1 protein-coding gene is annotated in these 14,038 nt (G+C 62.7%); it reads right to left on the bottom strand.

Annotated elements, in window-relative coordinates; all coding sequences use genetic code 11:
* Nucleotides 1-204 precede the first annotated feature (204 nt).
* A complete protein-coding gene (locus EEB13_RS04435; RefSeq protein ID WP_141484689.1) occupies nucleotides 205-13,917 on the bottom strand; it encodes a non-ribosomal peptide synthetase in 13,713 nt (4,570 codons plus the stop codon).
* Nucleotides 13,918-14,038: the final 121 nt, after the last annotated feature.

Consider the following 14,038-nt stretch of genomic DNA (forward strand, 5'->3'; position numbering starts at 1 on the left):
CGTCCGATGATCGATCAGCATGTACGTCGGCCCCTTGCGCCATCAGACAACTCACCTTCGCGTAATACTTGTTTTCACGGTCATCTCGCCCGTTGCGGCTCCCCACAATGCATCGGCAACCGAGTGCCATTGTTACAGCCGCGGAGTTGCCGAGCGCCGTGTACCGCGAGTGGATATGAGTTCCACCACTCGCGGTACGTGAGGTCACCACGACTGTGGGCTGTGCTCCTCGAGAACGTGTTCGAGATCCGGCAGTTCGCTGCGATCGATGCTTGCAGCGTCATCCACCGACAGCACCGCGTGTGTCACCCACTCGTCGGCCAGCAGGTCGTCGAGCGATTCGATGTCACTACCTGCCACCACCCACGCAGCACCCGCCGATGCAGCGAGCAGAATCGCGGGCACCCGTCCACTCGCGTCGATCGAGCCGGTCTGCAGCACTCGCGACTCGACATCAACCGCGTACTTCTCGCTCCAGGTCGACAGGGTTGCGGTGAGTTCCCCGTACGTCTGCTCCCAGGCTCCGTCTCCGAACACCTGGAATGCAGCGTCGTCCGCGGTGAGCGGGCGAATGCGGTCGGTGTAATTGATCGCACGCGCGGGTTGTGCGACCGCAGCGTCGAGTGTTTCCGGCGTGATCGTCACGACAGAGTCCGGAATCTCTCCGGCCTGCCCGACTGCAATCGCTGCCCCGGTCTTGACAATTGCCCAGCACGCCACTACTTCGCCTGCACCCGATACGCCGGAGAGGCTCACGAAGTCTCCTGGACCGACGCCACCATCGATGAGCAGACGCGCAAGCTGCGAGGAACGTGAATCGACTGCGGCATAGTCGATTTCCTCGTCGCCAACCACAACGGCGGGAGCTTCGGGGTCAGCCTCGACTGTCGACGCCAGCAGTTGGGGCAGGAGGGCTGCGCTCGATCCACTCGGAGCGCTGGGCTGAACTGCAGCGCCGAGAGCCTCGTCCTTTTCTGCTGCGGTGAGCAATTCGATGTCACCGACCGGGATCGACGGGTTGTCGGTTACCTGTTCCAGTACGCGAACAAACCGCTCCACGAACGATTCGACGGTTCCCTGGTCGAACAGATCAGTCGAGTAGATCCAGACGCCGGAGAGTCCGTATCCGTCCGCGGCGCTACTGAGCGTCAGTTGCATGTCGAACTTCGTGGTCGCCACTGGTGAATCGACTCCGCTGATCGTCAAGCCCGGCAGCGAGAACTCGGCTCCGCCAGCGGGTTCCAGCGACAAGATGATCTGGAAGAGTCCGTCGGCCGAGGCACCCAACGCTTCGGATACTTCCTCGAACGGGAGGTCGGACTTCCCGAAGGCCTCCAGATCCACGTCACGCACGGCAACAACCAGATCGTCGAAACTTGCTGCAGTATCTACCTGAGTCCGCAAGGCAAGCGTGTTCACGAACATTCCGACCAGATCGTCGAGCGCACGCTCCCCTCGCCCGCCTACTGCGGTACCGATCGCAAAGTCGTCGATTGCCCCGACCCGAGCAACCAATACGGCCAGTGCGGCGTGCACTGCCATGAAGGCAGTCGCATTCCGTTCGCGGGCGATCTCTACCAACCGGGCGTGGATCTGCTCACTGACGGTGAACTCGACGGCACCCGCTGCCGGTGACACCGCACTCGGACGTGGGCGATCCGTCGGAAGTCCGGCCATCGAGGGAAGCGAAGCAAGCTTGCCCCGCCAGTACTCGAGTTGAGCGGCAGCGACACTGTCGGCCTCGTCGGCCGTACCCACGACGTCACGCTGCCACAGCGCGAAGTCCGCGTACTGCACGGTCAACGGACTCCACCCGGGAATGCTGCCTCGGGTACGGGCTTCGTACGCGATCATCATGTCGCGCGCCAACGGCGCCATCGACTCACCGTCGGCGGCAATGTGGTGTGCGACAAGAGCAAAGACGTACTCACGGGTCCCGCAGTGCAGAAGTTCCATCCGCACAGGTACTTCTGTGGAGACGTCGAAGCCCGTCGACATCACAGCGGCGACGCGCGAGTACAACTCGGATGCGTCCGCAACGGCAACGACGGCGCACTGCGGCGCCTCGTCGACGTCGAGAATCCGTTGTGTTGGTCCGTTGTCGTCTGCCGGATAGAAAGTCCGGAGCGACTCGTGCCGATCGGTGACATCACGCAGAGCTGCCCGCAATGCGTCGACGTCGAGGTCGCCGGTCAACCGCAGCGCCATCGGAATGTTGTACGTCCCTGCGGCCGTGTCCATCTGGTTGACAAGCCACATCCGCTGCTGCGCCAGTGACAGTGGCAACCGGTCCGGGCGTTCGGCGGCTTCGAGTGACTTTCGTCGACCCGAACCGACTGATGCCGCAATGGCAAGGGCCAGTGCCTCGACTGTCGTGGCGTCGAACAACATCCGAACCGGAACAGTGGTGTCGAGCGCCTGACCGAGACGGGCCGCGAGCCGCGTCGCGATAAGCGAGTTTCCGCCGAGCGCAAAGAAATCGTCGTCGAGTCCGACTCGGTCTACGCCGAGAAGATCGGCAAAAACAACTGCAACTGCCTTCTCGACAACGGTGAGCGGTTCGCGGTACTGCGCCGTGTCGAACACCGGGTCGGGCAGGCTCCGACGGTCGATCTTTCCGTTCGCGTTGAGCGGCACCGAGTCCAGGACGATGAACGCCGACGGAACCATGTACTCCGGCAAGCGCTGCGCTACAGCGTCCCGCAGGATTTCCGGAACGATCACAGCACCTGGGCCGCCAACGACATAGGCAACCAACCGGTCGCCCACCGCCGAATCAGCGTGGACTGTGACGACGGCGGTCCCTACGGAATCCACAGCGTTCAACGCAGATTCGATCTCACCGAGCTCGATGCGTAAACCGCGGATCTTGACCTGGAAGTCCGTGCGCCCGATGTACTCGAGCTCACCGGCTGTGTTGCGGCGCACGAGGTCGCCGGTTCGATACATGCGCTCGCCGGCCGCCCCGAAGGGGTTGGCAACAAACCGTTCTGCCGTCAGGTCGTACCGGTTGCCGTAACCACGACCGACTCCGATACCACCGACGTACAGCTCGCCGACAACTCCGGACGGAACGAGACCCAACCGTGAATCCAGCACATAGAGATCGATGTTCGGCACCGGTGAGCCGATCGGAACACCAAGCGTGTCCGCTGCCGTCGCCTGTTGGAACGACACCACATCCGACGCTTCGGTGGGACCGTAGCTGTTCACGATTCGAACCCCACGCGAGATGAGGTGCCCCAGACGGCTGACCTGTATCGGTTCTCCGCCGAGGAACACCACCTGGAGGCTTGCCAGCACGTCGTCTTCGTCGGAATCGATCAGAGCATCGAAAGCACTGGGTGACATGTTTGCCGTCGTGACTCGCTCGTCTGCGATGACACGAAGGATCTCACTCGGGTCGAAGCCGGCGGGTGCGAGGTGCACACTTCCACCACTCGTCAGTGGTCCCCATACGTTCTTCTGCGTGAGGTCGAAACTCGGTGACGACGCCACTGCCACCCCGGCGTGTGCCGACAGCGAAGAGTTATACCACGCAACGGTATTCGCTATACCTGCCATCGGAACGACGGTCGGCTTCGGTCGCCCGGTCGAACCGGACGTCGAAATGACGTAGCCGACTCGGGCATCCGCGCCGTCCTCACTCCAACGATCGACCCAAACCGGTGCGTCGGCAGCGACCACATGCTCGTCACCGATCAGCACCACTGGGAGATCGAGGTCGGGCGTCTCGATCGCCACCACACACCGTGCCGCGATATCGGTGAGCAGTGCGCTCACCCGTTCTTCCGGAAGAGCAGGGTCGATCGGAAGATAGCCGGCACCGGCTTTCCACACAGCCACCATCGCTACGACCCACTGCCAGGACCTCGGCAGGATCAATCCGACAACGTCGTCCGGACGGACGCCGGCGACGACGAGTTGAGCGGCCGCGACCGAGGACAGTGCATCGAGGTCCCCGTAGGACAACTCGACATCACCGGCCACCACTGCGCACGCCGACGGATCGGTCTCGACGTACTGCGCGAACAACGTCATCGGTGACGCGTCGAGCCGGCCATCGTCACTGCCCCGTGACCAGCCGAGAATCTGTTCCTGCTCGGATGTTTCGATGATATCGATGTCGCCGACCACCTGCGCCGAGTCGACTACTGCAGCATTAAGAACGCGGAGGAATCGGTTCGCGAGGGATGCGATTGTCGACTCGTCGAACAGGTCGGTCGCGTATGTGAACTGGGCGGTCAGTCCTCCGTTGCCAGACGACTCGGACTCGATCAAGGTCAGTTGCAGATCGACCTTTGCCAGTAGGTCCGGCAACGCGAAGTCGGCAACGTCCAGATCCTGCAACTGCAGAACCGATCGCTGCAGGTTCTGGAACGCCAGACCGACCTGGAACAACGCATGCCTGGCCTGAGATCGCTCGGGGTTGAGAATCTCGACGAGCCGTTCGAAGGGGACGTCCGCGTGCGAGAACGCGCCGAGATCCGATTCCCGGACATGTCTGACCAAGTCTGCGAACGACGATTCGGGGTCGACCTCGGCGCGAAGCACCAGGGTATTGACGAACATACCGATCAGATCGTCGAGAGCACGTTCACCACGGCCGGCGGCCGGGGTACCGATCACGATGTCCGATGTCCCGGACAACCTCGCGAGCACGACCGCCAGGGCGCTGTGCACCACCATGAAGAGCGATGCATTGACCTCACGGGCCACTCGATCGAGACCCGCCCGGAGCTCGGCATCGATCGAGAAATCGTATCCCGCTCCGCGGTGCGATTCGATGCGCGGCCGCGGACGATCCGTCGGCAAATCCAACTGGTCCGGAATGCCGGCCAAGCGTTCCTGCCAGTACGTGACCTGCTCGGAGATAACCGATTCGGGATCGTCCTCGCTGCCGAGGATCTGCCGCTGCCACAACGCAAAGTCGGCGTACTGCACCGGCAATGGTTGCCACTGCGGCGACTGCCCTTGCGACCGTGCAACATACGCGGAGACGAAGTCGCGGATCAGCGGGCCCATCGAGAAGCCGTCACCGCTGATGTGATGGATCACAAAAACGAGGACGTACTCGGACTGGCTCAAATCGAACAATTGCGCTCGAACCGACGCCTCGTGGGTGACGTCGAATCCGGGAAGGATCACGCCTGCAACCCGATCGATGACAACGGATTCGTGAATACGAACCGGCGTCAGATCCGGAACCATCCGGTCCACATCCACCAACTGCTGATAGCCGACGCCGTCGATCTCGGGATACACCGTTCGCAGAATCTCATGACGTTCGAACACGTCCACCAGCGCAGCCTGCATCGCCGCAATGTCCAGCTCTCCGGTCAGCCTGATGGCCACCGGGATGTTGTCCACACCCGAGGACGCGTCGAACCGGTTGAGGAACCACATGCGTTGCTGCGCAATCGACAACGGAACACGATCCGGTCGTTCCTGCGCCACCAGCGGCGGGCGGGCGCCCTTACCGGATTGCGAGTCGATAAGCGAGGCAAAGGATTCCACACTGGACGCGTCGAACAGCAGGCGAACAGGAACCGTCGTGTCGAGCGCCTCGCCGAGTCGCGCAACGACCTGAGTCGCGATGAGCGAGTTGCCGCCGAGCGAGAAGAAATCATCGTCGAGGCCAACCTGCTCGATGCCGAGCAGGTCGGAGAAAATCCGCGCGACCGCAAGCTCCGCCACGCTCCGTGGCTCACGGAAGGCAGCGATCTGAGCAACAGGGTCGGGCAACTGCTTGCGATCCAGCTTGCCGGACGTGCCCAGCGGGAATGCCTCGAGCTCAACGTGCGCAGTCGGGACCATGTAGCCGGGCAGTCGTGCGGCCAGTGCTGTCTCGACCGATGCCCAGTCCACTACCGCGCCGGCGTGTCCCACAACGTAGGCAACCAATTGTTCGTTGCGCACTGCCACCGCAGCCGACGCAACGGACGGCTGATCGCGCAATGCTGCCTCGATCTCGCCCAGTTCGATCCGCAATCCGCGAAGTTTGACCTGGAAGTCGGTCCGCCCGATGTATTCGATCTCACCAACGCTGGAATCATCCCCCCTCGCTCCGCTCGACCGTTTCCACCGCGCCAGGTCACCCGTGCGATACAGCCGACTGCCGGAAGGTCCGTAAGGATCTGCGACAAAACGATCTGCCGTGAGGTCCGGCCGACCGACGTAGCCGCGCGCCAACTGGATTCCCGCCAGGTACAGCTCACCCGAGACACCCACCGGCACCGGGCGCAGACGCGAATCCAACACCAGGACACGAGTGTTCCAGACCGGCGATCCGATCGGGACGATCTCGGAATCCGATGGCGTGACCTCGTGGAATGTGACGTCGACTGCCGCTTCGGTAGGCCCGTACAGATTGTGCAGTCGAGCCCGCGGAAGGAGTGTGCACAGTTCCTGCGCAACCTGCGGCGGCAGCGCTTCGCCCGAGGCAAATACCCGACGCAGAGCATCCGCTCCGCGAACTGCGGGTTCTGCGACAAACAGTTCGAGCATCGAGGGCACGAAGTGGACAGTGGTGACGCCGTGTTCCGCGATAGCAGCTGCGAGGTATGCCGGTTCCCGGTGTCCGTCCACTGCAGCAACGATCAACCGAGCGCCAACCTGCAACGGCCAGAAGAACTCCCACACAGACACGTCGAACGTGAAAGGCGTCTTCTGCAACACCACGTCATCGCCGGTCAGCCCGTACTCGGCCTGCATCCACACCAGACGATTCACGATCGCCCGATGCGAAACCGCAACACCCTTCGGCTTACCGGTCGAACCGGAAGTAAAGATCACGTACGCCGTGTTGTCCGGCCGCAGCGGTGCCAGGCGATCTGCATCGGAGATCGCAGCGTCCGAGTGAGCGGACAGGTCGATCGTGTCGACCTGAACAACCGGGCAGACTGACGTCTCGAATTGGTCCAGCGAGGTCGTGAGGACACAGACCGGGACGGCGGTCGAAAGAACGTACTCATTGCGTTCGGTCGGCTGATCCGGATCGATCGGAACGTACGCGCCGCCCGCCTTCACTATCGCGTACATCGCGACAAGCAGGTCGAGCGATCGTCGCATCGACAATCCCACCATGGCATCGGGACCGACACCGATCGAGATCAAATGGCGTGCAAGACGATTGATCCGGGCGTCGAATTCCGCGTATGTCAGCGTCGTAGCGTCGAACGTGAGTGCCGGCGCATCCGGTGTTGCCGACACCTGGGAGTGGAAGAGATCTACCAGGGTGGAGTCGGGAACACGACGCTCGGTCGAGTTCCATTCGACGAGCACTCGCTGACGCTCGTCGGCACTCGATACGCCGATGTCGCCGATGACAGCAGAAGTATCATCCGCCAGGGCACGCAGAATCGTGACGTAACGCTGCGCAAACAGTTCCACGGTTGCTGCGTCGAAAAGGTCTGTTGCATAGTTGAACTGCGCAAGAAGGCCGCCCTGTGGCGATTCACTCACCGTCAGCTGGAGATCGAACTTTGCGACGGGCGATTCGATGTCCACGGCGGACACCGCAACACCGTTCATCGCTGCCGACTCCGGACTCGAGCCGCCAATGTTCTGCATCGTCAGCATGACCTGGAACAGCGGGTTCCGGGCCTGCGACCGTTCGGGGTTGATGATCTCGACAAGGCTCTCGAACGGGACGTCCGCGTGATCGAATGCGCCGAGATCGGTTTCACGGGCGCGGTGGATCAGGTCGGCGACCGTCGACGCCGGATCGATATCGGTTCGCAGTACCAACGTGTTGACGAACATTCCGATGACGTTGTCGAGCACTTGCTCACCGCGTCCGGCAACGGGAGTGCCGATCACGATGTCGGTGGAACTCGACAGCTTTGCGAGCAGCAGCGCAAGCGCAGAATGCACAACCATGAACAGCGAGGCGTTCGATGCCTGGGCGACCGCGTTCAAGCGCTCCAGCAAATCCGCATCAACGGAGAAGTCGTGGTAGGCACCCTGATTAGTTGCAATTCGGGGCCGCGGACGATCCGTCGGCAACTCGAGTTGATCCGGGACACCGGCCAATTGTGTTCGCCAATAGTCGAACTGCCCGGAAATCACCGAGTCCGGATCGCTCTCGCTGCCCAGGACTTCGCGTTGCCACAATGCAAAATCGGCAAACTGCACCGGAAGTGGTTCCCACTGCGGCGCCGCTCCGGCCGATCGCGCACCGTATGCCGCGACGACGTCCCGAACCAACGGAAGCATCGAGAATCCGTCACCACTGATGTGATGGACGACAAATACGAGAACGAACTCGGAATCGGTGATCCGCAAGAGCGAAACTCGAATGGGCACTTCGGTGGTCACGTCGAACCCGGGCGCCACCACAGCGGCGACCTGAGCCACAACATCATCGGCATCCACGTCGATCGGCGCAAGATTGATCAGACGAGCGGGTTCGAGAACCTGCTGGTAACCGACGCCGTCGATCTCGGGGTAAATAGTTCGCAAGCTCTCGTGACGACGCACCAGATCGTCGAGAGCGTCCTGGAGCGCGTCGACATCGAGTGTCCCGGTCAGCCGAAGTGCGGCTGGGATGTTGTCGACATTCGATCCCGGTTCGAAGCGGTTCAGGAACCACATGCGTTGCTGCGCGAGCGAGAGCGGCACACGCTCCGACCGGACCTGCGCGGTGAGCGGAGGCCGCGCTGCCGTGGTGGTTCCCAAATCGATACGGGCAGCAAGTGCCCCGACGGTCGGTGCGTCGAACAGGGTCCGCACACCGACGGTGGTGTCGAGCCTCTGTCCCAGCCGCGCAACAACCTGAGTTGCCATGAGGGAGTTACCCCCCAGGGCAAAGAAATTGTCACCCAATCCCACCTTCTCGACTGCCAGAAGGTCCGAGAAGACCTGAGCCACAGCAATTTCGGCACCTGTGACCGGCGCCTGGAACTCGGCACTACGAGCCACTGGATCCGGCAACTGCGCACGGTCGAGCTTGCCCGAGGAGCCAAGTGGGAAGCTGTCGAGCACCACATGAGAGGCCGGAATCATGTATGCGGGCAACCGCTGCGACAACGCATCGGCGATGTCGTGCCAGTCGAGGCTGATGCCCGCTGCCGGCGTCAGATACGCCACCAACTGGTCGCTGCGAACCAGTACTACCGCCGCGGATACCGCGGGGTGATCGCGTAGAGCCGATTCGATTTCACCGAGTTCGATGCGCAGTCCGCGCAGCTTGACCTGGAAATCCGTTCGACCGATGTACTCAATCTCACCAAAACTGTTCCACCGCACCAGGTCACCCGTGCGATAAAGCCGCTGCCCGTTACCGGAGAACGGATCCGCGACAAACCGGTCGGCGCTCAGATCGGGCCGCGCCAGGTAGCCGCGTGCAAGCTGGACACCGGCGAGGTACAACTCCCCCGCAACTCCGACCGGAACCGGATGCAACCGCGAGTCGAGCACCAGCGCCCGGGTGTTCCACACCGGCGCACCGATCGGCACACTTGCGACGTCGGATTCGGTGACCTCGTGGTACGTCACGTCGACCGCGGCCTCGGTCGGACCGTACAGGTTATGCAAGCGCGCAGCGGGAAGAACTGTCCGCAGCGTTGACGCCACCTGTGGTGTCAACGCCTCACCGGAGGCGAACACCCGGGTCAAAGAAGTACACGCCGCCACCGAGGGTTCGCCGACAAACACGTCGAGCATCGACGGAACAAAGTGAGCGGTGGTGACGCCGTACTCCGAAATGGCGGACGCGAGGTAGGCGGGGTCGCGGTGTCCGTCCGGCTCGGCAACAGCCAACCGGGCACCAACCTGCAACGGCCAGAAGAACTCCCACACCGACACGTCGAACGTGAAAGGCGTCTTCTGCAACACCACGTCATCACCGGTCAGTCCGTATTCGGCCTGCATCCACACCAGGCGATTCACGATCGCCCGATGCGAAACCGCAACACCCTTCGGCTTACCGGTCGAACCGGACGTAAAGATCACGTACGCCGTGTTGTCCGGCCGCAGCGGCGCCAGCCGATCGGTATCGACAAGCGCTGCGTCCGAGAACCGGGAAGTATCCAGCGAATCCAACGAGACAACCGTGGTGCCCGCTGTGAAACCGTCACGATCGGTGGTCAGCACGCACACCGGTCCGGCCGTCCCCAGAACGTACTCGTTGCGATCGGCGGGCTGATCGGGATCGACCGGCAGATAGGCCCCGCCTGCTTCGATCACCGCGTACATCGCGACAACCAAGTCGATGGACCGCCTGATTGCCAAGCCCACCAAGGTGTCAGGTCCGACGCCCATCGTCACCAGCATCCGGGCGAGTCGATGCACACGCGCCGAGAAATCGCGATAGGTCAGCAGCTCGTCCTCGTAGACGAGTGCCGTGGCGTCCGGAGTCCGATGCGCTTGTTCGACAAACATGTCGACCAGTGTCTTCTCCGGCACCTCGTGGCCGGTCGCATTCCAGGTGCCGATCACCAATTCGCGCTCGTCGACGGTGAGCAGGTCGATGTCACCGACCACGATGGCCGGATCTTCCGCGACGACGCCGAGGAGCGCCGCCAACCGTGAGGCAACAGAATCGATGGTCGACGGATCGAAAAGATCTGTGGCGTAATCGATCATGATCGACAGCCCGCCGTGCTCGGGGTCTTCCCAGACGGTGAACTGGAGGTCGAACTTGGCCACCGCGGATTCGAGTTCGACGCCCGTGACCGTCAACCCGCCGATATCGGTAGCGCCGTGTTCACTCTGGCCGAGGTTCTGAAACGCCAGCATGACCTGGAAGAGCGGGTTGTGCGCCTGTGAGCGGGCGGGATCAAGGACCTCGACAAGGCGCTCGAACGGAACGTCCGTATGGCCGAAGGCATCAAGATCGGTCGCGCGAGCGGCTTTCAGCACGTCCACGAACGAACTCGCGGAGTCGATCTCGGTGCGCAGGACCAGAGTGTTGACGAACATTCCGATCACATCGTCGAGAGCGCGATCGCCACGACCTGCGACCGGCGTACCGATCGCGATATCCGATGTGGCGGACAACCGGGCAAGCAGGACGGCAATGGCACTGTGCAGCACCATGAAGACCGAAGCCTTGTGTTGCTGCGCCAACGATTCGAGCCGGACGAGCAAGTTCTTCTCGATCGAGAACTGGTGCGACGCACCACGGTTGGTCGCTACAGCAGGGCGCGGGCGATCTGTCGGAAGTTCGAGCAGTTCCGGCATCCCTGCCAACTGATGCGTCCAGTAGTCGATCTGCCGCGAAATCAACGATTCCGGGTCGCTCTCGTCACCGAGAACGGACCGCTGCCACAGCGTGAAGTCCGCGTACTGGACCCCCAAAGGAGCAAAATCGGGCGCTGAACCCTGCGATCGAGCTGCGTACGCACTCACAACGTCGCGGACCAACGGCCCCATCGAGAAACCGTCGCCGCTGATGTGGTGAACCACAAAGACGAGGACGTATTCCGAGTCTGCGACCTGGAACAGGCGGGCCCGCAAGGGAACCTGCGTCGTGACGTCGAAACCCTCGGTGACAACGGCAGTGACACGGTCGATCAGGTCGGATTCCGTGACCACAACCGGGGTCAGGTCCAGCACGACGTCCGACGCGGCGAGAACCTGCTGGTATCCGACGCCGTCGATTTCGGGATAGACGGTGCGCAGACTCTCATGGCGCTCCACCAGATCGGTGATCGCGCCGCGTAGTGCCTCGACGTCGAGGGCACCGCTCAGGCGTAGGGCCACCGGAATGTGATCGACGGCCGACGCGGAATCGAACCGGTTGAGGAACCACATGCGCTGCTGTGCCAACGACAGCGGTATCTGTGCCGGACGCTCTCGAGCAACCAGCGGATCCCTGGTACCACTGCCGGCCGAATCTACTACCAGAGAGGCTAATTCGGATACGGTCGGAGCATCGAAGAAAGCTCGCATGTCGAGTTCCACGCCGAGTTCGGCGTTGGCGCGTGCCACGACCCGGGTTGCGAGGAGCGAGTTACCACCGAGGTCGAAGAATCCGTCGTCGATGCCGAGATCGTCGCGGCCGAGCAAGTCGGCAAAGATCGCGACCAACGTCTTCTCGACCGGGGTGCTCGGTGCGCGGTATTCGACAACCTGCGCTGTGAACTCGGGTGCCGGCAGAGCCTTGCGATCCAGCTTGCCGCTGGCGTTGAGCGGAAATGCCTCGAGTTCGACAAACAGCGACGGGACCATGTAGTCCGGCAGGCGCCCGCCCAATTCATCTGCAAGAGCGTCGGTGTCGAGTAAAACACCTAGCGCGGGAACCACGTACGCCACGAGGTTGTCACCCAGAGTCGCGTCGGAATGGACGAGAACAGCCGCCTGCGCGATTGCAGCGTTGTCGAGAAGTGCGGATTCGATCTCGCCGAGTTCGATGCGCAGCCCGCGCAGTTTCACCTGGAAGTCGGTGCGGCCGATGTACTCGAGGAGTCGCTGAGCACCAAGCCCGCGCCAGCGAACGAGGTCGCCGGTCCGGTACATACGAGCACCGGCCTCGGTGGGATGCGCAACAAACCGATCGGCCGAGAGATCAGGACGGGCGACATAGCCGCGCGCCAATTGGACACCGGCAAGGTACAACTCGCCGGGGACTCCGGGAGGAACCGCCCGCAGGGCGTCGTCGAGCACCAGTAGTTCGGTGCCGGCTACCGCGCGTCCGATCGGAACGGCCACCTCGTCCTGCTCGCCGGTGGCGTAATAGGTGACGTCGACGGCAGCTTCGGTCGGACCGTAAAGATTGTGCAGCGCAGCCGAACTGACGTCGCGCAGACGCGCCGCCGTCTGCGCCGGAAGCGCTTCACCGGATGCAAAAACGTAACGGAGAGTGGCGATCTCGGAAACCGTGGGTTCGGCGACAAAAACGGCCAGCATCGACGGCACGAAGTGAACGACCGTGACGCCGTACTCGATCATGGTGCGGGCGACATACGCGGGATCACGATGTCCGTCCGGCTCCGCGATGACAAGTGATGCACCGATCTGCAACGGCCAGAAGAACTCCCACACCGACACGTCGAACGTGAAGGGCGTCTTCTGAAAGACGACATCCGCGGCGGTGAAGGCGTACTCGTCCTGGCGCCACACGAGGTTGGCGACGATGGCACCGTGGGCAACCCCGACGCCCTTGGGACGCCCGGTGGAGCCGGAGGTGAAGATGACGTATGCGAGATTGTCCGCGCGCAGCGGTGAGCGCCGGTCGGTATCGGCGAGCGGCTCGGCGGAATGCACCGACACATCGGTCGTGTCCATCTCGAGGACGGAAACACCATCCGGGAGGGTCAGCTCGTCAGTGGACACCGTCAGCACCAGGACCGGCGCCGCGACATCGAGGACGTAGGCCACGCGTTCGGCTGGGTGATCGGGATCGAGTGGCACATACGCGCCGCCCGCCTTCACGATCGCGTACATCGCCACCAGCAGTTCCACGGACCGCCGGATGCCGAGACCGACCAGTGTGTCCGGCCCGACCCCACGTCGGACCAGTTCGCGGGCGAGCTGATTGGCACGGCCGTCGAATTCGGCATACGTCAGCGACGTGTCACCGAACCGGAGTGCAATCGCATCGGGGGTTCGCGACACCTGCTCGTCGAACAGACTCACCAGGGTTGTCTCGACAACGGTCGGCTCGTCGACGGCAACCACAGACGTGGCATCGGCAATCAAGGCGTCCACGACGCCACCGAGTCCGCCGTCCTGGGATGCGATCAGTTCAGGTAACACGGTGGAGATGACAACGGGGACGAGCGCGTCGGCCCCCAACGCGCCGCCCATCGCTGCGTCGAGGGTTGTGAGCTCGCTGTGTAGACGTTCGTAGCTGATATCCGTATCGCCGTGGGCAAGTGCGCGCCGGCCCGGTTCCACCTCGGCAACCGCTGCGATCAGTCTCGGGAGATCCTCGATCGTCAGCGACTGTGGTCCAGGTATTCCGACGGACATCTAGGCTTCCTCCAACTGACTGCGCACGAGCCGACAACAGCACGAACTGACAACACACGGCGGCACCGGTAAGGCACAGTGTGTGCCGTCCCGATGCCGCCCACTGGGCAAATACTGCATA

The sequence above is a fragment of the Rhodococcus sp. WS3 genome, assembly GCF_003797085.1.
Classification (GTDB): domain Bacteria; phylum Actinomycetota; class Actinomycetes; order Mycobacteriales; family Mycobacteriaceae; genus Rhodococcus_F; species Rhodococcus_F globerula.